Source organism: Corynebacterium mycetoides (assembly GCF_900103625.1).
GTDB classification, from domain to species: domain Bacteria; phylum Actinomycetota; class Actinomycetes; order Mycobacteriales; family Mycobacteriaceae; genus Corynebacterium; species Corynebacterium mycetoides.
In genome coordinates this window covers 1,761,494-1,783,580 of sequence record NZ_LT629700.1, presented here as the reverse complement: position 1 = coordinate 1,783,580, position 22,087 = coordinate 1,761,494, and the positions used below count along the sequence as shown (strand labels likewise).

Below are 22,087 nucleotides of genomic sequence, written 5' to 3'. Positions count from 1 at the left end.
GCATGAAAAATAGTCCTCTTTCCCGGTTGCGCTCCCGCGCGGCGGTCGCGGCGGCACGGGTGGCCACCACCGCGTCTCGGGCCACCGGGCGCGGCGCGGGCGGAATGATCGGCGGCCTGGTCGCGGGCGTGATCGACCCCACCATCATGGAGTCGCTCGGCCGCGGCCGCCCCGCGGTGCTGGTCACGGGAACGAACGGCAAATCCACCACGACCCGGATGCTCGCCGGCGCGCTGGGCGCGCGATACACCGTGGCCACCAACGACGGCGGCGACAACATGGACGCGGGCATCGTCTCCGCGCTCCTGGCGGGCAGGGATGCCTCGCACATCGCCCTCGAGGTGGACGAACTCCACGTGCCGGCGGTGGCCGAGCGGCTTAGACCGCAGGCGCTGGTGCTGCTCAACCTCTCGCGCGACCAGCTCGACCGCGTCGGCGAGATCAACAAAATCGAGCGCGCCCTGCGCTCGGCCGTGGAAGCGCACCCGGAGATGAAGGTCATCGCCAACTGCGACGACGTGCTCATCTCCTCGGTCGCGTTCGACCACCCCAACGTGGTGTGGGTCGCCGCGGGTGCGGGGTGGCTGGGAGATTCGGTGACCAATCCGCGCTCTGGCGGCCACGTGGTCCAAACCGAGGGCGACTGGTACGGGGTCGAACCGCTTGCCGACGGCCGCGAGTTCCGCCGCCCCACCCCCGCCTACTGGCTCGAGGGGCAGACGCTGCACACCCCGCACGGCGCCCGCGAGCTGAACCTGAAACTTCCCGGGCGCGCGAACCTGGGCAACGCCGCCCAGGCGATTGCCGCCGCGGTCGAGGCGTTCGGCGTCGACCTCGAGCAGGCGGTGCGCGCCACGGAGAAGGTGGACAACGTCGCGGGCCGCTACTCCACCGTCACGCTCGGCGAGCGCGAGGTGCATCTGTTGCTGGCGAAGAACCCGGCCGGGTGGCAGGAGGCGCTGAGCATGGTCGACCGCGGCGCGGACGGCCTGGTCATCGCCACCAACGGCCAGGTCGCCGACGGCGAGGACCTGTCGTGGTTGTGGGACGTGAAGTTCGAGGACTTCGAGGGGGTCAAGGTCGTCGCCGCCGGCGAGCGCGGCACGGACCTCGCCGTGCGCCTGCTCTACGCCGACATCGAACACTCCCTGATCCACGATCCGGTTGAGGCGATCCGCGCCTGCCCCCCGGGCCGCGTGGAGGTGCTGGCCAACTACACCGCGTTCCGCGACCTGAAGAAGGATCTGACCAAGCAGGAGGATTATCGTGGCTAAGCATCTGCGCATCGGCCTCGTTCTGCCGGACGTGCTGGGCACCTACGGCGACGACGGCAACGCGCTCGTCCTGCGCCAGCGCGCGCGGATGCGCGGCATCCCGGCAGAGATCGAGCGCATCCTGCTTGACGGCACCGTCCCCGACAACTGCGACATCTACACCATCGGCGGCGGCGAGGACTCCGCGCAGGTCATCGCCGCAGCAAAGCTGGCCGCCTCGCCGGGGCTGGCCTCCGCCGCCGCCGACGGCCGCCCGATCTTCGCCGTGTGCGCCGGCATGCAGGTGCTCGGCCGCACGTTTACCGCTCACGGCACGCAGGTGGACGGGCTCGGGCTTATCGACGCCACCACGTCCCCCATGTCCACGCGCGCGATCGGCGAAGTGTCCGCCAGCCCCACCCGCGCGGGTATCACAGCTACGCTAACCGAGCCGTTGACGGGGTTCGAGAACCACATGGGCGGCACCGTGCTGGGCCCGGACGCCTCGGCGCTGGGGACCGTCAAACGCGGAGTGGGCAACGCGGACGGCTCCGTTGAGGGCGTTGTTCAGGGCAGCGTGGTGGCCACCTACATGCACGGCCCCGCGCTGGCGCGCAACCCGCAGCTCGCCGACCTGCTCCTGGCCAACGCCCTGGGCGTGACGCTGGCTGAGCTGGAGCCCCTGGAGCTGGGGGAAGTCGACCGCCTGCGCCTCGAGCGCCTGCGCTAGAGGGTCAGCCGCCCGGTCAGGGCGCGCGAGAGCGTCAGCTCGTCGACGAACTCCAGGTCGCCGCCGAGCGGCATGCCCGAGGCGAGGCGGGAGACCACCAGGTCGGGGAAATCTTTGAGCAGACGCGCCAGGTAGGAGGCCGTGGCCTCCCCCTCAGTGTCCGGGTCGGTGGCGATGATCACCTCGTGCACGTTCGGCGGCTCCGCACCGTCCACGTCCGGCAACACGGCGCCAATGCGCTGTAGCAGCGGCGCGATGGCCAGGTCCTTGGGGCCGATGTTGGACAAAGGGTCGAGCGCCCCGCCGAGCACGTGGTAGCGGCCGCGGAACTCCCCGGTGCGCTCAATGACCTGGATGTCCTTGGCGTCTTCGACCACGCACACCAGGCCTGCGTCGCGGCCGGAATCTGCGCAGATGCGGCAGACGTCCTCGCGCGAGACGTTGGAGCAGATGCGGCAAAACGTCACCCCGTCACGCACAGCGTTCAGGGCGCCGACCAAGCGGTCGACGTCATCGGGGTCCTGCTTGAGCAGGTGGAAGGCGATCCGCTGCGCGCTCTTCGGGCCGATGCCGGGCAGGCGCGAGAGCTCGTCGATAAGATCTTGCAGCGGTCCTTCAAACATGGAGGCGAATCTTAGATGATGCCGCCAAAGGGGATCTCGCCGGGGGCCTGCTGAGCGCCGGCCGGGTTGGTCAGGGGGCCGATCTTGTCCTGGGCGAGCTGTCCCGCCTTGTTGTGGGCGTCGCGGTAGGCGGCGAGGATGAGATCCTGCAGCGTCTCCACGTCCTCCGGGTCCACGGCCTCGGACTTGATGGAAAGATCCTTGATCTCGGCGCCGCCGGTCATAGTGACGGTCACGAGGCCGCCGCCTGCGGTGCCCTCGACAGTGGTGTTGAGCAGCTCCTCCTGGGCGCGCTGCAGCTGCGCCTGCACCTCAGCGGCCTGGCGGATAAGTTCCTGCATGTCAGCGGGCATGTTCGGCTGGGTCATGGTGGGGTAGCACCCTTTCGATTCGTCGGGTTGTCAATGAGTGATTTTCTCCGTCAGTCTACCTGCCCTACAGCGGGCGCGCCCCGAGCTCAGAGGCAAGCAGATCCATGGCCACCGCGGTCGCGTCCCTGCGGTCCCGCGCTCCTTCCTCCTGCGCCTGAACCACCATGTCGCGCTCCTCGTCCTCGCGCGTGTAGTCGGGCGCGGGCTCCTCCGGTTCTACGGTGTCTTCCGGGTCCTCTGGTTCCGGCGGCAGCGGGATCTCCTCGCGCTGCGAGCGCGACGACGCCCGCCTGCTCGCGGCCTCGGCAGCCGCCCGCCAATCGCGCTCGTCCGGGGCCGGGGCAGGCTCCTCGGGCTCGGGGTCCGGCCGGTCCTCGGCGGCACGCGGGGTCCGGGCTGCAGTGGTTGAAGGCGCCGTGGTGCCCACCACGCAGCGCACCTTCACGTCGCGCCCGAGGCGCTCGGAGAACACCGCGGCGATGTCGGCGTTGTTGCTCTCGGCGTTGATGCGCTCCGCCAGGGCCCCGGTGTTGTGCCCGACGACGAGGGTGTCGCCGTCGAACTTCAGCGGCTTGGCCTCGGTGAGCATGATCTCGGCGACCTTGTTGCGCTCGCCCACGGCCTGACGCATGCGCGTCCAGTCGGCGCGGACCTTCTCAAAGAGGTCCTCATCCGGCGCGGCGGGGGTTTCCACGGGTGCGGGGTCGGGCTTCGGCGCGCGCTGCGGGCCGGGCGTGGACGTCGTGCGCGGGGTGCTGCGTTCGCTCGCGGCCGCTGCTGCTGCCGCGGCGGCAGCGGCCCCGGAGCGGTTCTGCGTCACCGGGGCGGGCGAGTTCGGGGCCAGCTGCGCGGGCTGCGACGGCAGATCCGGCCCCGGGACCTGCACCGGCGCAGATACCTCCGGGGAGGTGATCAGGTGCGCCATCATCACCTCGAGCAGCAGGCGCGGGCTGGTGGCGCCACGCAGGGACGCCATGCGGTCGTTGACCTCGGAGGCGAGGTTCGCCAGCTCGTTGCCCGAGAACCGCTGCGCCTGGGCCGTGAGCACCTCCACGCGCTCCGCCGGGGCGCTGACCAGGCCCTGGCCGAAGGCGTCGGGCACGGTACGGATGAGCATCAGGTCGCGCAGGCGATCCAGCAGGTCGCTGGCGAAGCGGCGCGGTTCGTGGCCGGCCTCGATGACGTCATCGATCGTGCTGAACATGGCGCTCGCGTCGCGGGCGGCCAGCGCGTCGACGGTGGCGTCGACAAGCGAAAGCTCGGTGACCCCCAGCAGCGGGATGGCGAGGTCGTACGTCAGGCCGTCCGGACCCGCGCCGGAAAGCAGCTGGTCCAGGATGGACAGGGTGTCGCGCGGCGAGCCGCCTCCTGCCTGGATGACCAGCGGGTACACGGCGTCCTCGACAACCACGCCCTCCTCGCGCACCACCTTCTCCAGCAGCTCGCGCATCGCCTGCGGCGTGAGCAGCCGGAACGGGTAGTTGTGGGTGCGGGAGCGGATCGTGCCCAGCATCTTCTCCGGCTCGGTGGTGGCGAAGATGAAAATCAGGTGCTCCGGCGGCTCCTCCACCACCTTGAGCAGGGCGTTGTTGCCCTCTTTCGTGATCATGTGGGCCTCGTCGATGATGAAGACGCGGTAGCGCGACTCCGCCGGCGCGAACAGCGCGCGCTCGCGCAGTTCGCGCATGTCCTCCACACCGCCGTGGGAGGCGGCGTCCAGCTCCATCACGTCCAGGTTGCCGGGGCCGCCCGGCGCCAGCGAAACGCACGACGCGCACTTGCCGCACGGCGTCGACGTCGGGCCATGGACGCAGTTGAGGGAGCGCGCCAAAATGCGTGCCGACGACGTCTTCCCGCACCCCCTCGGCCCGGAAAACAGATACGCATGGTTGATCCGCCCGTTGTCCAGCGCCGTTGACAGCGGCCTGGTCACCTGTTCCTGGCCGATCACCTCGCCGAACGACGCGGGACGGTATTTCCGGTACAAAGCCACGGCAGCCAGCTTAGCCCTAGCCTTCGTCAGCGTCCCGCTGCCAGTCCCCCACCCGCACGCCGCGGCGGCGCAGGCGCGTGGCCAGCCCCGAATAGCCGCGCTCGCGCAAGACGTCTCGCTCGTCGTCGGTGAGCAGGATGAGCTCCAGCAGCAGCGTCATCCTGCCCGGCTCGTTGAACAGGGGCGTGCCCCGCTCGAACAGTTCCGGCTCACGCAGGTAGCCGTGGCGCACGTGGTTGCTCGGCAGCAGATTCTCCAGCAGCGTGCCGGGCTGCGCGGGCACGCCCAGCGACTCAATCATGCGCGTGGCGGCCACGACCACCTCGGCCACCTCCTGCGGCTGCGCGTCCGCGCGGCACACAATCTCGCAGCGCACCTGCGTGTTCGCGTCGTCCTGCATCACCAGGCCCGTGTCCACGCTCGAGAACCCCACCGTCACCGCGACGGGGAGGCCGCCCAGGGTCGCGGTGGCGTAGGGGCGGGCGTCGGTAAGCGAGAGGCGAAGGTCGGGAAAAATCCCCGCGAGCCAGGCCGCGACCTCGTCGCCCGTCATGCCCCAAGCTTTTCGACGGCGGCGAGCAGGACACACGTAGCAACGCCGTCCATCGCCTCGCGGACCTCCTCCAGCGGCGGAAGCGACGGGGCGAGGCGGATGTTGCGCCCGCGCGGATCCTTGCCGTGCGGGAAGGACGCGCCCGCCTTGGTCAGGGTGATGCCGGCCTGCTTCGCCAGCTCCCACACGCGGTCCGCCGTGCCGTCAATGACGTCCAGCGAGATAAAGTAGCCGCCCTCCGGCTTCGTCCACGTCGCCACGTTGTGCTCGCCGAGGCGCTCCTCCAAGATCTCCAGCACCGCGGCGAACTTCGGCGCGAGCGACCCGGCGTGCTTGCGCATCAGGGCGCGCACCCCCTCGGCGTCGTGGAAGAACCGCGCGTGCGCCAGCTGGTTGACCTTGTTCGGGCCGATCCCGCGGGTCCCTGCGATCCGGGAGTACCAGTTCAGGTTCTCCTTCGACGACGCGAAGAAGGACACGCCCGCGCCGGCGAAAGTAATTTTCGACGTCGAGCTCATGTACCAGAAGCGGTTCGGGTTGCCCTGGTTTGCCGCGATCGTGATGACGTCCGGGTTGTCCGGGAACTCGCCGGTCAGCGTGTGCACGGCGTAGGCGTTGTCCCACACGATGCGGAAGTCGGGAGCCGCGGTCTCCATCGCGGCGAGGCGCTCGATGACGTCGCGCGAGTACGAGATGCCGGTGGGGTTGCCGAAGATCGGCACCGACCACATGCCCTTGACCTGCGGGTCCTGCACCAGTTTCTCAATCGCGTCGATGTCCGGGCCGCCCTCCAACATGGGGACCTGGACCATCTCGAAGCCAAACTGCTCCGTGATGGTGAAGTGGCGGTCATAACCCGGCACCGGGCACACCCACTTGACGTCCGCCTCGTCCTTCCACGGGCGCTCGGAGTCGTTGTTGCCGAACGCGTAGGAGTAGGAGATGAGGTCAAACATGATGTTGAGTGAGGACGCGTCGCCCGCGATGACGTTTGTGTGGTCGACCCCGAGGACGTCGGCCCACAGCTCGCGGATGTCCGCGATGCCGGCCAGGTTGCCGTAGTTGCGCACGTCGGCTCCGGTCCCGTCGGTGACGTCCCCGTCGCCGGGCAGGCTGAGCAGCTCGTTGCTGAAATCGAGCTGCTCGCTCGACGGCTTGCCGCGCGTCAGGTCCAGCTTCAGGTCTTTGGCCTTCAGGTCCTCGTAGCGTGCTCGGACGTCGGCGGCGAGCTGGTCAAGTTCGTTCTTCTCAAGATCCAGGAGAGACATCGGGTGCGTCACTTTCGTCGGCGGACAATCTGTGCCCATGGTACGTGGCCGGCGCGTGTCTCCAGGGCCTCGCGCACTGCGTGTTCGACCGGAACGGTTATTCCGGGGCTGCGAAGGCCTCATTCAGCGCTTCCGGTCGAACAGGTACTTCTGGGCCGGCAGGGCGAGTTCGACCGGAACGGGCTGCAGGTTTGTTCAGGAGGGGTTCACGGCGCTTCCGGTCGAACAGGGATTGCGCTTGGCTCCACGGCACGATAAAGGGACCCCACGCACCTGCCAGAGCTCGCTGACCCTTGCTGCGTTCCCGCCCTGGGGGAGTTCACAAGATAAGCACCGCGTGGGATCCTAGGGCCACACTTTAGCCGGTGGACACGCCAACCTCAAAAGCCCTCGAGTGACGCAAAGTGACCTGCCGTTTTGGCCCGCAAATGCCCATCGGCTAAAGTTATCCCCCGACGCGTGAGCGTTGCTTTTTGGAGGATTCGACTAGCGGCCTATGTCACACGCCTGGAACGCGTGCGGGTAGCAATACCCTCGTGGGTTCAAATCCCACATCCTCCGCCCTCCGACTCCCCTGCTTACGCGGGGGAGTTTTCTTACGTGCCCCCGAGAGTGGGTGCTCTCGCCCCTCTGTTCTCTTGCCGCCCAGCACGCCGCCTGGGTTAGCGTTAGTATCCACCTGTGATCAAACTTGCTCGCTCCTGCGCGGCCGCCGTACTGGCATGTGCGATAGCCGCTTCTGTCCTGCGTTCCGGCGCCTGAGCATCCCAACCCCGTCGTACTGATCCACGGCACCTACGCCAACGCATCGATGTTCACTCAAATGGCCTCTCACCTGCGCGGTCAGGGCTACTGCATCTACGCCGTCAACTACGGCCGGGAGCCGCTGAGCCCCTACGGCACCGCCGACCTGATGGAGAGCTCGCAAGAAGTGGCCGCCTTTATCGACAGCGTCCTCGAGGAGACCGGCGCGGAAAAGGTGGACCTTGTGGCCCACTCCCAGGGCGCGCTGCATGCGAAGAACTACGTCTCCCGCTTCGGCAACGCGGACGAGGTCGGCCGCGTCGTCACCCTGGGCGGGAACCTGCACGGCACCACCCTCAACGGCACGGCCGTATTCTCGCTGTTGTGGTCCACCCTCCTGCCCACGTTCACCTCGCTCGTGAGCTCCCCTGCGGCAATCCAGCAGGTCGCCGGGTCTCCCACGATGGTGGAGGCCAACTCCTACCCCGATACCGCCGCGGGCGTGACGTACACGTCGCTGGTGTCCAGCTTGGACACGGTGGTCACCCCCAACTCCGCGTCCTTCTTCGAGGCGGTTCCCGGCGCGAACGTGGCGAACCTCGACGCGCAGGCCGCCTGCTCCCCCGCCATCCCGATCACCCACCCGTACATGCCGACGCACCGAACGATGATCGCGCTGACCCAATGGGGGCTCGAGCGCCCGTTGGACGAAGTGGTGCCCGGCCCGGAGGACTGCCGGGCGTAGGTACTTCCCTCTAGCACCACACCCACGGGTCGCGCGGCAGCGCCGCCGGGTCGAAGGCCTCAAGCAACACGGACGTCGAGGAGACGCCCGCGCACCCCACGGACTCCGAAATGCGGGCCACGACGTCGTCCACCGGGCCCATCTCGCGCAGGGTGACCGCCCCGTCGCGCTTGGCCAGGCGCCGCCCCTCCCGGTTGACCACCAGCGGCACGTGCACGTACTCGGGCTCACGGAAGCCCAGTAGGTGCGCGAGGTACGCCTGGGTGAACGAGGAGTCCAGCAGGTCGTCGCCGCGCACGACCTGGTCGACGCCCTGCTCGCCGTCGTCGACGACCACGGCCAAGTTGTACGCCCAGTCGCCGGCTTGGGCCTGGTTGACGTTGCCACCGCGCCGCAACACGACGTCGTCGACGGCGCCGGTGTACTCTCCGCGGTAGAGATCCCGCACTGTCCATTCTCTTACCGACGCGCGCAGGCGCAGAGACGGGAGGCGGTTTTCGGCGCGTAGCTGGGAGCGTCGATAAGCGCGCTCATCCTCGCTGAGGTCGCGGCACGTGCCCGGGTACATGCCGGGCATCACGTGGGGCGCGCCGGACGCCTCGCGGATGTCGCGGCGGGTGCAGTAGCACTCGTAGACAGGCAGGCGAGACAGCGCGGCCTCGTACAACTCCGAGCGCTGCGACTGGTAGATAACCGGCGGGTCGAAATCCAGGCCGATCGCCTGCAGATCCTCGATTTGCCGGCGCGCGGACTCCGGGGAAGACCGCTCCGAGTCAATATCCTCGACACGCAAATAAAAGGCGCGGCCGCTTTGCCGCGCGAACAACCACGCCAGCACCGCGGTGCGCAGGTTGCCGAAATGCAAATCCCCGCTCGGGGAGGGTGCATAGCGTCCGGCCGTCATGGCCTTAAGATATTACGCGTGAATCATCCCACTACCCGCTCCCCGTACCCCATTCTTGTCGCCGTGTTTTGCGCGGTGTTCATCATCTCGAACATCACCGCGCAAAAGGGCGTGCAGCTCGGGCCTCTGATCACCGATGGAGCCTTCTTCCTCTTTCCGATCTCCTACATCATCGGCGACGTCATCGCAGAAGTCTACGGCTTCAAGGCGGCGCGTCGCACCGTCTTCATCGGGTTTGGTGTCACCCTGCTAGCGGTGGCATCATTCAGCATCGCCATCGCCCTTCCTCCCGCGCCCTTCTACGAGGCGCAGGAGACCTTCGCCTCGATTTTGGGCACGCTGCCCCGGATCCTCATCGCCGGGCTGGCGGGCTACGTTGTCGGCCAGCTGCTCAACGCGTGGGTGCTGCAGAAGATGAAAGACCGCTTCGGGCCCAGCCACCTGTGGGCGCGCCTCATCGGCTCCACGATCGTCGGCGAGTTCTTCGACACCCTCATTTTCTGCGCGATCGCCGCCGGCGTTATCGGCATTGAGACACCGGGGCAGTTCATCAACTACGTCGTCGTCGGCTTCGCGTGGAAGACGCTCATGGAGGCTGTGCTCGTGCCCGTCACCTACCAGGTCATTGCGTGGGTGAAGCGGCTGGAGCGTAATACCGTCCCAGAAACTCGGCCTTGAACTCCGGGTAGGTCCCGTCCTGGATGGCGGCGCGGATGTTATCCACGAGCCGGATCATGAACTCCAGGTTGTGCATCGTGCACAGCGTGCCGGCGAGGAACTCCTTCGCCTTGAGCAGGTGGTGGATGTACGCACGCGAGTAGTTCTCGGAGACGTAGCCGCCGAACTCCTCGTCAATGCCCGTGAAGTCGCGCTTGAAGCGCGCGCCGGTGAGGTTGAGCCGCCCGTCCAAGGTGTACACCCCGCCCCGCCTGCCCAGGCGGGTGGGGGCCACACAGTCGAAGGTGTCCGCGCCCGCCTCCACGGCGGCGAAAATGTCGTCCGGCTCCGAGATGCCGAGCAAGTGGCGCGGCTTGTCCGCCGGCAGCTCGTCGGTGACCCAGCCGACGATCGTGCCCAGGTGTTCCTTCTCCAGCGCGCCGCCGATGCCGAAGCCGCCGAAGCCGCGCCGCCCCTCGGCGCGCGCCCGGGCGTCGAGGTCGAGCAGCCCGCGGGTGGCGTGGCGACGCAGGTCCTCGTACTGGGCGCCCTGCACCACGCCCCACAGCGACTGCTTCGGCTTGCCCGCCCTCTCCCGGGTGAGCCGGTCGTGCTCGTCGAGGCAGCGCTGCGCCCAGCGGCGGGTGCGCTCCACGGAGTGTTCCTGGTAGGCGCGGGTGTCCGCCAGGGTGGTCAGCTCGTCGAAGGCGAAGATGATGTCCGCGCCCAGCTGGTGCTGGATCTGCATCGACACCTCCGGGGTGAACCGGTGCGCCGAGCCGTCGATGAAGCTCTTGAAGTCCACGCCGTCCTCGTCCACCTTGGCAAGGCGCTCCTTCTCACCCGCGCGGATGTCATTGCGGTTGTGGTGGAGGGTGTCCATCGCCAGTACCTTCTTGTACCCCACGCCCAGGCTCATCACCTGGAAGCCGCCCGAGTCGGTGTACGTCGGGCCGTGCCAGTTCTCGAACGCGGCCACTCCCCCGGCTTCGTCGACGATGTCGGGGCCGGGCTGCAGGTAGAGGTGGTAGGCGTTGGACAAGATCGCCTGGGCGCCGACCCGGCGAATCTGCTCCGGGGTCAGCGTCTTCACCGTCGCCTTGGTGGCCACCGGGATGAACGCAGGCGTGGCGATGTCGCCGTGGGGGGTGTGGATGGTGCCGGTGCGGCCGTGCTTGCCGGGGGCGTCGTCAAGCTGCGCGCCCACCTCGAAACTCAGATCATGCATGCTCGAACTCCTTTTCCAGCTCTGTGCCCTCGACGTCGACCTCGGGCAGGATGCGATCCAGCCACCGTGGCATCCACCAGGTGGCGCGGCCGAGGATGAACATGGTGGCGGGGACGAGGGTCATGCGGATAAAGAAGGCGTCGAACAGCACGGCCGCGGCCAGGGCGAAACCGAAGATCTGGATAAACGGTAGCGGCTGGTCCACGAACGCCACGAACACCGCGATCATGATCACCGCGGCGGCCGTGACCACGCGCGCGCCCTGGGCGAAGCCCTCCACCGTCGACTCCTCCACGGCCCGCAGCTCCCCGCCCGGGCCGCCGCGATGCTTGAGGTAGTGCTCGCGGATGCGGGTGACCAGGAACACCTGGTAGTCCATCGCGAGGCCGAAGGTGACGCCGATGAGGAAGATCGGCATGAACGAAATGATCGGGGCCGGGGTGTCCACCAGGCCGAACGCGCCCATTTGGAACACGGCGATGGTCACGCCGAAGGCGGCGCCGACGGACAGGAGGAAGCCCAGGCCGGCGACCACCGGCACCATGATCGAGCGGAAGACCAGGATGAGCAGCACGATGGCTAGGCCCACGACGATGGACAGGTACAGCGGCATCGCGTTGGCCAGCTCCTCGGTGATGTCCATCTGCACCGCCGTCAGGCCCGTGAGCCCAATGGTCACGCCGGTGGCGTCCTCCACCCGGGCGCTCGTCTCCCGCAGTGCGTGGGCCACGGACAGGGTGAACTCCTCCTCCGGGCCGGTGACCGGTGTCGCGGCGATCTGTGCGGCCGTCAGGTCCTCGTTGACGGCGACGAGCTGCGCGTGGCGGACACCGTTGACGCTCTTGGCCTCCCCCACCGTGTACAGGAAGGACGCCAGCGCCGCCTTCTGCGCGTCCCCGACGGTCTCGTCCGGCATCGCGTCCATGTACGGACGGAGGATCTCGGCGTGCGGGTTCACGTCGTGGGCGTCGACGACGAGGAGGAACTGCCCGTTGACCCCCGGGCCGAAGCCCTTCGCCATCAGATCCGCCGCCTTGCGCTGGGTGGTGTCGTAGTTCGACGTGGAGTCCGACGGCAGCGACATCTGCAGCCCCAGCACGGGGATGGACAACGCGCCCAGCCCGAGCACAACCACCGCCATCACCACCGCGGGGAACCGACGCACGAACCGCACCCAGCTGCGCCCCATCGACGAGGCTGCCAGGTTCTTGGCCGGCCTGCGGCCTGGGCCGGGGTTGCCCGCCACGCCCGGGATCTTCACCGCGAAGGACCTCTCGCCCCACGCCCCGAGCAGGGCCGGGATCAGCGTGAGCGCGATGAGCACGGACACGGCGACGGTGACGGCGGCGGCCACGCCCATCCAGGTGAGGAACTCGATCTGCGCCAGCGCCAGCGCGATGAGCGCGGTGAACACGGTTAGCCCGGCGAACACCACCGAGGACCCGGCGGTGCCCGTGGCTAGGCCGGCGGCGTCCGGCCCGGCGAGGTGGGCGCGCTCCTGCCGGTAGCGCGAAAGAATGAACAGGGCGTAGTCGATGCCCACGGCCAGGCCGATCATCACCGCCAGCACCGGGGTGATCTCGTTGAGCTCGACGGAATGGGTGGCCACCAGGATGAGCAGCGCCCCGATGCCCACGCCGATCACGGCGGTGATCACCGGCATCGACGCCGCGACCAGGGAGCCGAACGTAAACAGCAGGACCACGAACGCCACGGCCAGGCCGATCAGCTCGCTGGTGGTTTTGATCTCGATGGGTTCGCCGAAGCCCGGGCCGCCCGCCTCCACCGTCAGCCCCGCGGCGCGGCCGAGCTCCATCGCCTCGTTGACCACGTCGCGCTCTTCTTGGGTGACCGTCATCGCCGAGTCGGCACCGAAGTTGAAGGAGGTGAACCCGATCCGTGCGTCGTCGGACAGCGTGCGCACGTTGTACGCGTCCGCCCGCGCGTTTTCCTCCGGCAGACCCATCTGCGTCATCTGCTCGACGATGGTGCGGCCCAGCTCCTCGTTCACCCTGACCGGGTTACCGAACCGTTCCGTTGCGGTGATTCCGTCTAAGTTGTCGGCGATGTAGTCGACGGTGCGGTCCATCACCTCCATGTTCTCCGGGATGTCCAGTCGCTGCCCCTCGGGGGCGGCGAACACCAGGTTCACTGTGGGGGCGGTCGCGATGTCGCCCGAGCCGGGGAAGTTCTCGTCCAGGGTGCCCAAGGCCTCAATCGCCGGTGTGCCGGAAATGGCGAACTCCGAGGTGAACGGCTTGGACAACGTGGCCGCCGCGCCGGCCGTGGCCGCCAGCAGCAGCAGCCACGCCGCGATCACCCGCCACTTGTGCAGGTAGGACCAGCGACCCACGTTGAACAAAAATTTCGCCACTTTTGCGCGTCCTTACATAAGAGGTATGGAGGTCGTTACAGACAAAGCCCCCGACCCGTGAAGGTCGGAGGCTTTAGCGTGAATTTGGCGGTAGCGGCGGGATTTGAACCCGCGGTGGTTTTACCCACACTCGCTTTCGAGGCGAGCACCTTCGGCCGCTCGGACACGCTACCGTGAAACAGATTAACGGTAGCGTGTCCGCGAGACCAAATTAGTTCTCCCGCGCGTCCTGGATCTTCGCGGCCGCCCCATTGACGGAGTCCTTGATGGCGTCGCCGGCCTCGGACGCCTTCTCGCGGATATCGCCGCCGAGCTTGTCCGCCTTGCCCTCGTTCTCGAGGGACTTGTCGCCGGCGGCCTCGCCGAGGCCCTCCTTGATGTTGCCCTTGAGCTGGTCGCCCTTACCTTCGAATGCCATGATGCGATCCTTTCTGTTGGTCTGTGACACCAACCTAGCAGCGGCGCCGGAGGCCCGGGATAACGATTGTGTCTCGAGTCACTCCCGGATTACCGCAGGCGGCCAAAGAATTCGCTGAGAAGCGCCGCGTTCTCCTCCTCGCGCACCCCGCCGCGCACTTCGACGGTGTGCAGGTGGCGGGGGTCACGCAGGGCGTCGAAAAGCGAGCCCACCGCCCCCGTCTTCGGCTCGAAGGCGCCGAAGACCAGCGATGACACGCGCGCACCCAGGATCGCGCCGGCGCACATCGTGCACGGTTCCAGGGTGACCACGAGCTCGCAGCCGTCGAGACGCCACGTGCCCAGCGTGCGAGCGGCGGCACGCAGCGCCTCCACCTCGGCGTGCGCGGTCGGGTCGCGCAGCTCCTCCCTGCGGTTGACGCCGCGCCCCACCTCGCGGCCGTCAGGTGAGAAGACAACGGCGCCCACCGGGACGTCGCCACGCGGCGTGAGGCGGGCGAGCTGAATCGCCCGGCCCATGCGTACCTCCGCGAGCCGCAGATCAGTCAAGGGCGTCCGCGAGCTCGTCGGAAAAGCCCAGCTCATCGGCGATGCGCTCGATGATGAGGTACGGGTCGTCGTCCGAGTCCAGCATCACCTCGAGCACCTCGCTGCGCAGCCCCACGTCCGCCAGGATGTCGAAGTCGCCGTCCGGGTAGCCGTCGACCATGTCCAGCTCGTCGACGTCGATGTCGGGGACCTCGATGCCGGCCTCCGCGAGCACCTCGGCGGCGAAGTCATCGTCCACCGCCATCGTCGCGTCCGAGATGAGCACGCGAATTGTCGACGGCCCGGGCCGCACGATCACCAGGTAGCCCTCCTCGACGTTGAGGATCGCGAACGCCGCCCCCTCGCTGCGCATCCCGCGGACCGCCGCGACGGACGTGGCCAGGGACTCGAACGAATCGGCAAACTCGCGCACGACCCATTCCCCGCCCTGCTTGGCGACGACAACCGCGTAGCCGTCCTCATACCCGTCGAAATCCTGGCTCATGGATAGTCAGCGTAGTCGCGTTGTGAGAAACTTGATGCCGTGACTTCCGCCAACCTCCCTCCTGTCTGCATCCTCGGCCTCGGGCTCATCGGGGGCTCCATCATGCGCGACCTGAGCGCCCGCGAGCTCGACGTGTTCGGCTACAACCGTTCGCGCTCGGCCACCCGCGCCGCCCAGAGGGAAGGCTTCGACGTCTCCACCGACCTCGCGGACACACTGCGCCGCGCGGCAGAGGCCAGCGCGCTCATCGTCATCGCCGTGCCCATGGAGGCCGTCGGCCAGGTGCTCGCCGCGATCGCGGAACATGCGCCGCACTGCGGCATCACCGACGTGGTCAGCGTGAAGAAGCCGGTCTACGACCTCGTCCGCTCCCACGGGCTGCAGTCCCGTTACGTCGGCGGGCACCCCATGTCCGGCACGGAGAACTCCGGCTGGGGCGCCTCCCTTGAGGGGTTGTTCCACCGCGCGGCCTGGGCGGTGACCTACGACTACGCCGCCGAGCTCGACGGCGCGGGCACGCCCGTGCCCGAGTCGTGGTCGACCCTGTTTGTGCAGGTCTGCACCCTGGCGTCGGTGACGGGCGCGGAGGCCGTGCCCGTGTCCGTTAGCCGCCACGACGAGGCCGTCGCGCGCGTTTCGCACCTGCCGCACGTGATCGCGGAGTCGCTCGCCATCGTGGGCGACCACGGCGGCACGCTTGCGCAGTCGCTGGCGGCGGGCTCGTTCAAGGGCGCGACCCGAGTCGCCGACACCGACCCCTCGCTCGTCCGCAACATGTGCGAGACCAACGCAGAAGCGCTCGTTCCGGTGCTCGACGAGTTCATCGCCTTGCTTGTCGACGCCCGCGCCACCCTGTCCGCCAACACCCCCTCCTTGAAGCAGCTGGCGGAGTCCGGCAACCGCGCCTACGTGCGCATGGGCGCGCGCTCTGGGGCCCGGCACGAATCCGTCTCGCCGGTGAAGATCTCCTCGCGCCCCGTCATGCGGGTGCACCCCGGCGCGCCCGGGTGGGTGCGCCAGCTCGAGCAGATCGAGGCCCTCGGCGGGCGCGTGGAGGTGTTCTGAGGGGGTGCGTCCCGCTCCCCCTAAACCCGGAACGTGCAACATCCCCCTCTTCCGTCTAAACCCGGGGCAAGTTCGGGGTGTCCGAGTTTAGGGGGAAGGTTTAGGGGGGAAGGTGAAACACGAAACCCCGGACCGCTCGGCCCGGGGTTTCAGGTTGTGCGCCCGGAGGGATTCGAACCCCCAACCTTCTGATCCGTAGTCAGATGCTCTATCCGTTGAGCTACGGGCGCTTGCAACGAGATAGAACATTACACCGCACCCCGTAGACCGCCAAAACGGCAGGTCACGCGTTTAAATGCCAAGAACCGCCTTCGCGATGAAGAAGTAGATGATCAGGCCGGTGGCGTCGCAGAAGGTCGAGATGAAGGGGTTGGAGAACACGGCCGGGTCGGCCCCGACGGCCTTGGCGATGATCGGCATCATGCCCCCGACCGTCGCCGAGATGGTGCAGATGAGGAAGAGGGTGGCACCCATGACGGTGCCGATCGGCAGCCCGAAGACGGCGGTGGCGATGCCGAAGCCGAGCACGCCCAGCACCGCACCGAGCGTCATGCCCACCCGCAGCTCGCGCCACATGACTTTTAAGGCGTCGGACTTGCGGACGTCGTTAAGCGCGAGCGCGCGCGTGACCGTGGTAGCCGCCTGGTTGCCCGTGTTGCCGCCGGTGCCCGTGAGCAGCGGGATGAACAGGGAGAGCACGACGGCCTTGTGCAGGGTCTCCTCGAATACGTCGAGCACCTTGACCGTCAGGATCGCGGAAACGGCGAGCACGAGCAGCCACACGATGCGGCTGCGCACGAGCCGGATCACGGGGGTGGACAGGTAGGGCTGGCGCAGCGCCTCGGAACCACCCATGCGCGCGGAGTCCTCGCTGTTGGCGCCCTCAACCACGTCGTGCGCCTCGTCGTAGGTCAAGATGCCCAGCAGGCGGTTGTCGTCGTCGACCACGGGCGCGGCGAGGCGTGCCGAAGACAGCAGCCAGCGCGCCGAATCCTCGAGGTCGTCGCCGGCGCGGAACACGAACGGCGGCTCCATCACGTCCGCGACGGTGTCCGTCCCCTCGGCCCCGAACAGAGCGCGGAGGCGCAGCACGCCGCACACTCGGCGATCCTCGTCGACGACGGGGATGGTGTAGATGGTCTCCAGCCTGTCGACGTCGGCACGTAGCGTGGCCACGACCTCGTCGACCGTCATCGAGGGCGTGACCACCGGGACCTTCGGCGACATCCGGCGCCCGACCGTGCCCTTGGCGTAGCCGAGCACGACGTTGGTGACTTCCTGGTCGCCCTCGTCGAGTTCGCGGATGAGCCGGTCGGCGATCTCGGCCGGCAGGTGGTCGAGCAGCGCTACGCGGTCCTCGGCGCCGATCGACCCGAAGTAGTCAACCACCCGCTCGTCGCCCATCGCGGTGATGATGTCGGCCTGGTGGGCGGGGTTGAGCGCGTCGAACACGGCCGCCGAGCGCTCCGGAGGCAGCAGGCGCAGCAGCTTCGCTCCGCGCACGGGGCTGGTGCGCATCACCAGGCCGGTGATGTCGCGGAAACTTAAAGTCTCGAGCTGGTCCTTGATCTCCTCCAGCTCTTCCGCCAGCGCGTGTCGACGCCCACCCAAACGCCTCTCCAGCAGGCGCACGGCATGCGGGTCAGAGATCTTCACGTGAATCTCCTCTACTTGGAAAACTTCTCGAGGGCGCCGGGGCTTCCGGCGGCGACGATGATGTCGGTGGACGTGAGGGTGGAGCCGCTGACAAGCGGCGTCCAGTGCCCGTCACTCTGGCGCACGGACACGAGCTGGACCTGGTGGGCGCGCCACAGCTCGTCGGGCGAGATCGGGTGGCCGACGAGGAAGGGCGGGGGCGTGAGCTGGGTGACGCCGTAGTCGGTGGCGATTTCGGCGAAGTCGCGGAAGCGGCCGCCGAGCAGGTGGGCGACGCGCCGGCCGGTGTCGCGCTCGGGGCGGATGACGTGGTGCGCGCCGATCTGGGTGAGGATGCGCGCGTGCGCCTCCGAGTCGGCCTTCGCCCAGATGTCCTTGATCCCCATTTCCACCAGGTTAGAGGCGGTGAGGATGGAGGATTCCAGGTGGGAGCCGATCGCCAGGATCACCCGCTCGACCTCGTCGACCCCGAGCTGGCGCAGCGCCTCCGGATCGGTCGTGTCGGCGGTGACGGCCTCGGTAAGGTACGGCGCCTGCTCGGTGACGATCTTCTCGTTGGTGTCGATGCCGAGCACCTCGACGCCGTGGACCATGAGCTCGCGCGCGAGCGCGGTGCCGAAGCGGCCCAGGCCGATGACGACGACGGGCGGGATGTCGATGGTGGGCTTCGCGCCGCCCATCCTGAACAAGTTAGCCAATGAAGGGCCTTTCCTCGGGGTAACGGAAGCGCCTGCTGACCGCGCGGGCAGCCAGCGCCGCTATGAGTGTGGTGGGGCCGACGCGCCCCAGGTACATGATGAGGCACAGGATAATCTGCGACGGTGCCGAGAGGTCGGCCGTAATCCCGGTGGACAGGCCCACGGTGGCGAACGCCGACATGACTTCGAAGGACACCTGGTCGCCGGTGAACTCCGGGTCGAAGAGGCGCAGCGCGCCCACGCCCGCGGTGACCACGACCACGCCCGCGAACGTCAGGGCGAGCGCCTGGCGGGTGGCGGAGCGCGGCAGCGTGCGGTGCCCGATGGAGGTGTCCTCGCGCCCGAGGAACTCGGCCGCCATCGCCGCGAGAAGCACGCACACGGTGGTCACCTTCACTCCGCCCGCCGTGCCGGCGGAGCCGCCGCCGATGAACATGAGGATGTCGGTGCCCATCAGGGTGATCGGGTGCGCGTCGGCGTAGTTCACGGCGTTGAACCCGGCCGTGCGCGGCGAGACCCCGGCGAAGAACGCGTTGAGCAGCTTTTGCCACACCGGCATCCCGCCCAAAAACCCGTTCCACTCCACCAGGGCCACGAACACGGTGCCGGCGACCACGAGGAACGCCGTGGCCGCCAGCGTGATGCGCGCGGTGATGGAGAAGCGGTGCGCCTGCGCTTTCCCCAGCCGCCTCAGCCGCAGCCGCCGCGTGAGCTCCGCCCACACCGGGAATCCCAGCCCGCCGCTGATGAGCGCCGCCGCGAGCGGCAGCAGGATCCACGCGTCCGCGGCGAAGGGGACGAGGTTGTCGGAGTTGGTGCTGAACCCGGCGTTGTTGAACGCGGAGACGGCGTGGAACACGCCCTCCCAGGCGGCCCGCGCGGGCGGGTGGCCGTAGTGCACCATGAGCCGCAGCGCCACGACGACCGCCACGACCGCCTCGGTCAGCAGCGTGAACGCCACCGTGAAGATGAGCGCGTGCTTGATGCCGCCGGAGGTGACCGGCCTGCCCTCGGCCGCGCCGGTCTTGCGCGCCTTGAAGCTGATGCGGCCGGTGATCAGCAGCCCGGAGAGGGAGGCCAGGGACATGATGCCGAGGCCGCCGAGCTGGATGAGCGCGAGGATGATCGCCTGGCCCACCGGGGTCCAGTACGTGCCGGTGTCCACGACGATCAGGCCCGTCAGCGACACGGCGGAGGTGGCTGTGAACAACGACGGCAAAAACGGCGCCCACCCGGGCTGCGGCCCGGCCGTGGAAAACGGCATCATGAGAAGGAGTGTCCCGGCGAGGATGAGGCCGAGGAAAACGGCGGCGGTCAGCCGCGCCGGCCCGCAGAACGCGGGCGAGAGCGTGTTATCCACGAGCGGAAAGCATAGACCCGTTTGTGGTCAGCGCATTGAAAATCCCCACCCGCAGATTCACGGATGGGGGTAGAAGATATGTGGCGGAGACGACAGGATTTGAACCTGCGGCCCTCGTCAAGAGGGCAACTCCTTAGCAGGGAGCCCCATTCGGCCACTCTGGCACGTCTCCAGACCTCCACGCATCTTACCCAACGCCGAGCCCGGGCACCAAATAGACTTGGCTGTCATGATCCGCCCCGACATCGCTGCCATCCCGCCCTACGTCCCCGGCACCCGCGCCGACGACGCGCTCAAGCTCAGCTCCAACGAGTCCGCGGAGGCCCCGCTGCCCGCGGCGGCCGAGGCGATGGCGGCCGCCGCGAGCGGGGCGAACCGCTACCCGGACATGTTCGCGGTCGAGCTGCGCGAGACCCTGGCGGAGCACCTCGGCGTGGGCGTGGACGAGGTCGCGGTGGGCAACGGCTCCTCCGCCCTGCTCCAGCAGCTGGTGCAGGCCACGTGCACGCCCGGCAACAACGTCATCTACGCCTGGCGCAGCTTCGAGGCCTACCCCATTTTCCTCCAGGTCGTCGGCGCCGAGGCCCGCCCCGTCCCCGTCGACCGCGACGGCAAGCACGACCTTGCGGCCATGGCCTCGCTTATCGACGCCTCCACGTCCCTGATCTTCGTCTGCACCCCCAACAACCCCTCGGGCCAGGTGGTCACCCGCGCCGAGTTCGACGCGTTCATGGCGCGGGTGCCCGAGCACGTCACCGTGGCGCTCGACGAGGCCTACTTCGAGTACAACCGCGACGAGGACGCCGTGGTGGGCACCGAAGTGATCAGGAAGTACCCGAACGTGGTTGCACTGCGCACGTTTTCCAAGGCCTACGGCCTGGCCGGGGTGCGCGTCGGCTACGCCTACGGGCCGAAAGACATCATCGAGGCGATCACCAAGGTAGCCATCCCCTTCCAGGTCAGCTCCGTGGCTCAAGCCGGCGCGATCGCCTCGCTGGCGGCCCAGGACGAGGTCTGGGCGCGCACGCAGGAGACCGTCGGCGTGCGCGACGAAGTCGCCGACCACGTCGGCGCCGCCCGCACGCAGGCGAACTCCGTGTGGTTGCCGGGGGTCGACGCGGCGTCGATAAGCGCGAAGCTCGCCGCCGAAGGCGTGCTCACGCGCGCCTTCGCAGAGGGGCTGCGCGTCACCGTGACCAACAGGGAGGAAGCGGAGCGCTTTATGCGCGCCTGGAGCGCCATCCAGGGCTAATGTTGGGTGCTATGACGCACCTTCCGCACAATGACATCGACCCGAACGGCCTGCTCGAGTACTCGGTGGTGTTCACCGACCGCTCCCTGAACCACATGTCGCAGAAGTTCATCTCCGCGACCCAGGAGCTGCTCGGCATCCTCACCGACACCTACAACGCCGATACCGCCGCGCTCATCCCGGGCGGCGGCACCGCGGCGATGGAGGCCGTCGCGCGCCAGCTCGCCACCGGCAAGAAGGTGCTGATCATCCGGCAGGGCAACTTCACCTACCGGTGGACCCAGATCATTGAGAAGGGGGCGATTACCGACCAGGTCCGCGTGCTCAAAGCGGTTGCCACCGACGATTCGGACACCCCGTCCTACGCGCCCCCGGCGATCGAGGACGTCCGCGCCGCCATCGACGAGTTCGGCCCCGACCTCGTGATCACCGCCCACACCGAAACCGCCTCCGGCACCACCCTGGGTGCGGAGTACACCGCGGCGCTGGGCGAAGCCACCCGCGCCGCCGACGCCCTGTTCGTCCTCGACTGCATCGCGGCCGGTGCCGACTTCACCGACATGCGCGCGGCCCAGGTCGACGTGCTGATCTCCGCCCCGCAGAAGTCCTGGTCCGGCTCGCCCGCCACCGGCTACGTCATGCTCAACGACCGCGCCCGCGACGCCGTCGTCGCCAGCGAGTCCACGTCGTTCACCCTCGACCTGGCCAAGTGGCTCGAGCTGTTCGAGGGCTACCGCGACGGCAAGGCCGCCTACCACTCCACCCTGCCGACCGACACGATCGTGCGCAACCTCGAGGTGATGAAGGAGTCCCTCGCCGTGGGCCTCGACGTGCTCGCCCAGCGCCAGGTCGAGCTCGGCCGCGCCGTGCGCGAGGCAGCGTACGAGCGCGGCTACGTCTCGGTAGCCGCCGCGGGCTACGAGTCCAACGCCGTCGTCGTGCTCTACGCCGATTCCCCCGAACTGCAGTCCGGCGCGGCGCTCAAACCCCAGGGCGTGCAGATCGCGTCCGGCGTGCCGCTCCAGATCGGTGAGGGCGAGGGCTTTTCCACCTTCCGCATCGGGCTGTTCGGCCTGGACAAGTGGGAGGACCCGCAGGCGGCCGCGAAGCGGCTTATCGACGCCCTCGACGCCGCCCGGAAGTAAGAAGCGGGAATAAAAAGG

21 protein-coding genes, 4 tRNA genes and 1 other RNA gene are annotated in these 22,087 nt (G+C 68.3%); 8 read left to right on the top strand and 18 right to left on the bottom strand.

Annotation, left to right across the window (positions count from 1 at the left end; all coding sequences use genetic code 11):
- Window positions 1-2: 2 nt before the first annotated feature.
- Together BLS40_RS08550 and BLS40_RS08545 are read left to right on the top strand one after the other, a co-directional pair.
- The gene (locus tag BLS40_RS08550; protein ID WP_092151281.1) at window positions 3-1,274 is read left to right on the top strand and encodes a Mur ligase family protein; all 1,272 of its coding nucleotides are present in this window, start codon (window positions 3-5) and stop codon (window positions 1,272-1,274) included.
- Entirely contained in the window at window positions 1,267-1,983 is a 717-nt protein-coding gene (locus BLS40_RS08545) for a type 1 glutamine amidotransferase (protein ID WP_092151279.1), read from the top strand. Before BLS40_RS08550 ends, BLS40_RS08545 begins: the two co-directional genes overlap by 8 nt.
- Here BLS40_RS08545 and recR read toward each other — a convergent pair.
- From recR to ffs, 6 genes are all read right to left on the bottom strand, one after another.
- Window positions 1,980-2,606: a recombination mediator RecR gene (gene recR / locus BLS40_RS08540; protein ID WP_092151277.1), complete on the bottom strand. Its 627-nt coding sequence runs from the start codon at window positions 2,604-2,606 to the stop codon at window positions 1,980-1,982. The two genes, BLS40_RS08545 and recR, sit on opposite strands and share 4 nt — an antisense overlap.
- A gap of 11 nt (window positions 2,607-2,617) precedes the next feature.
- Complete coding sequence (locus BLS40_RS08535; RefSeq protein WP_092151275.1) at window positions 2,618-2,974, bottom strand: YbaB/EbfC family nucleoid-associated protein; 357 nt, start codon at window positions 2,972-2,974, stop codon at window positions 2,618-2,620.
- A 67-nt stretch (window positions 2,975-3,041) separates the two neighbouring features.
- Window positions 3,042-4,970: a DNA polymerase III subunit gamma and tau gene (locus BLS40_RS08530; protein ID WP_092151273.1), complete on the bottom strand. Its 1,929-nt coding sequence runs from the start codon at window positions 4,968-4,970 to the stop codon at window positions 3,042-3,044.
- 16 nt (window positions 4,971-4,986) lie between these two features.
- Entirely contained in the window at window positions 4,987-5,523 is a 537-nt protein-coding gene (locus BLS40_RS08525) for a suppressor of fused domain protein (RefSeq protein WP_092151271.1), read from the bottom strand.
- Entirely contained in the window at window positions 5,520-6,791 is a 1,272-nt protein-coding gene (locus BLS40_RS08520) for an aminotransferase class I/II-fold pyridoxal phosphate-dependent enzyme (protein WP_092151269.1), read from the bottom strand. Before BLS40_RS08520 ends, BLS40_RS08525 begins: the two co-directional genes overlap by 4 nt.
- A 254-nt stretch (window positions 6,792-7,045) precedes the next feature.
- An RNA gene (gene ffs / locus BLS40_RS08515) (signal recognition particle sRNA small type) lies at window positions 7,046-7,140 on the bottom strand.
- A 126-nt stretch (window positions 7,141-7,266) separates the two neighbouring features.
- On the opposite strand from ffs, the gene BLS40_RS08510 reads away from it, so the two are divergent.
- Both BLS40_RS08510 and BLS40_RS08505 read left to right on the top strand, forming a co-directional pair.
- A tRNA-Ser gene (locus BLS40_RS08510) sits at window positions 7,267-7,352 on the top strand.
- 178 nt (window positions 7,353-7,530) lie between these two features.
- Window positions 7,531-8,280 carry an esterase/lipase family protein gene (locus tag BLS40_RS08505; protein WP_407922427.1) on the top strand — a complete coding sequence of 250 codons (750 nt, stop codon included), beginning with the start codon at window positions 7,531-7,533 and terminating at the stop codon, window positions 8,278-8,280.
- A gap of 10 nt (window positions 8,281-8,290) precedes the next feature.
- Here BLS40_RS08505 and gluQRS read toward each other — a convergent pair whose 3' ends face one another.
- Window positions 8,291-9,184, bottom strand: a complete 894-nt coding sequence (gene gluQRS, locus BLS40_RS08500) for a tRNA glutamyl-Q(34) synthetase GluQRS (protein WP_092151265.1) — start codon at window positions 9,182-9,184, stop codon at window positions 8,291-8,293.
- An 18-nt stretch (window positions 9,185-9,202) separates the two neighbouring features.
- On the opposite strand from gluQRS, the gene BLS40_RS08495 reads away from it, so the two are divergent.
- The gene (locus BLS40_RS08495) at window positions 9,203-9,862 is read left to right on the top strand and encodes a queuosine precursor transporter (protein WP_172808018.1); all 660 of its coding nucleotides are present in this window, start codon (window positions 9,203-9,205) and stop codon (window positions 9,860-9,862) included.
- Here BLS40_RS08495 and tgt read toward each other — a convergent pair.
- From tgt to BLS40_RS08465, 6 genes are all read right to left on the bottom strand, one after another.
- Window positions 9,807-11,069 (bottom strand): tRNA guanosine(34) transglycosylase Tgt, encoded by a 1,263-nt coding sequence (tgt, locus tag BLS40_RS08490; protein WP_092151261.1) that lies wholly within the window; start codon window positions 11,067-11,069, stop codon window positions 9,807-9,809. The two genes, BLS40_RS08495 and tgt, sit on opposite strands and share 56 nt — an antisense overlap.
- Window positions 11,062-13,443: an MMPL family transporter gene (locus BLS40_RS08485; protein WP_092151259.1), complete on the bottom strand. Its 2,382-nt coding sequence runs from the start codon at window positions 13,441-13,443 to the stop codon at window positions 11,062-11,064. Before BLS40_RS08485 ends, tgt begins: the two co-directional genes overlap by 8 nt.
- An 85-nt stretch (window positions 13,444-13,528) precedes the next feature.
- Window positions 13,529-13,616, bottom strand: a tRNA-Ser gene (locus BLS40_RS08480).
- Between the two features lie 38 nt (window positions 13,617-13,654).
- Window positions 13,655-13,861, bottom strand: a complete 207-nt coding sequence (locus BLS40_RS08475) for a CsbD family protein (protein ID WP_092151257.1) — start codon at window positions 13,859-13,861, stop codon at window positions 13,655-13,657.
- An 89-nt stretch (window positions 13,862-13,950) separates the two neighbouring features.
- Window positions 13,951-14,379: a nucleoside deaminase gene (locus BLS40_RS08470; protein ID WP_092151255.1), complete on the bottom strand. Its 429-nt coding sequence runs from the start codon at window positions 14,377-14,379 to the stop codon at window positions 13,951-13,953.
- 22 nt (window positions 14,380-14,401) lie between these two features.
- Window positions 14,402-14,893, bottom strand: a complete 492-nt coding sequence (locus BLS40_RS08465) for a tRNA adenosine deaminase-associated protein (RefSeq protein ID WP_092151253.1) — start codon at window positions 14,891-14,893, stop codon at window positions 14,402-14,404.
- A gap of 39 nt (window positions 14,894-14,932) precedes the next feature.
- Between BLS40_RS08465 and BLS40_RS08460 the strand changes: the two genes are divergently transcribed.
- A complete protein-coding gene (locus tag BLS40_RS08460) occupies window positions 14,933-15,958 on the top strand; it encodes a prephenate dehydrogenase (RefSeq protein WP_092151250.1) in 1,026 nt (341 codons plus the stop codon).
- Window positions 15,959-16,115: 157 nt separating this feature from the next.
- Here the strand turns inward: BLS40_RS08460 and BLS40_RS08455 are convergent.
- From BLS40_RS08455 to BLS40_RS08435, 5 genes are all read right to left on the bottom strand, one after another.
- A tRNA-Arg gene (locus BLS40_RS08455) sits at window positions 16,116-16,188 on the bottom strand.
- A gap of 61 nt (window positions 16,189-16,249) precedes the next feature.
- Entirely contained in the window at window positions 16,250-17,569 is a 1,320-nt protein-coding gene (gene mgtE / locus BLS40_RS08450; protein ID WP_407922426.1) for a magnesium transporter, read from the bottom strand.
- Between the two features lie 56 nt (window positions 17,570-17,625).
- Window positions 17,626-18,312, bottom strand: a complete 687-nt coding sequence (locus BLS40_RS08445; protein WP_092151247.1) for a potassium channel family protein — start codon at window positions 18,310-18,312, stop codon at window positions 17,626-17,628.
- Window positions 18,305-19,672, bottom strand: a complete 1,368-nt coding sequence (locus BLS40_RS08440) for a TrkH family potassium uptake protein (RefSeq protein ID WP_092151244.1) — start codon at window positions 19,670-19,672, stop codon at window positions 18,305-18,307. Before BLS40_RS08440 ends, BLS40_RS08445 begins: the two co-directional genes overlap by 8 nt.
- 81 nt (window positions 19,673-19,753) lie before the next feature.
- A tRNA-Ser gene (locus BLS40_RS08435) sits at window positions 19,754-19,844 on the bottom strand.
- A 57-nt stretch (window positions 19,845-19,901) separates the two neighbouring features.
- On the opposite strand from BLS40_RS08435, the gene BLS40_RS08430 reads away from it, so the two are divergent.
- Both BLS40_RS08430 and BLS40_RS08425 read left to right on the top strand, forming a co-directional pair.
- A complete protein-coding gene (locus tag BLS40_RS08430; RefSeq protein WP_092151241.1) occupies window positions 19,902-20,924 on the top strand; it encodes a histidinol-phosphate transaminase in 1,023 nt (340 codons plus the stop codon).
- Window positions 20,925-20,935: 11 nt separating this feature from the next.
- Entirely contained in the window at window positions 20,936-22,069 is a 1,134-nt protein-coding gene (locus tag BLS40_RS08425) for an alanine--glyoxylate aminotransferase family protein (RefSeq protein WP_092151239.1), read from the top strand.
- Window positions 22,070-22,087: the final 18 nt, after the last annotated feature.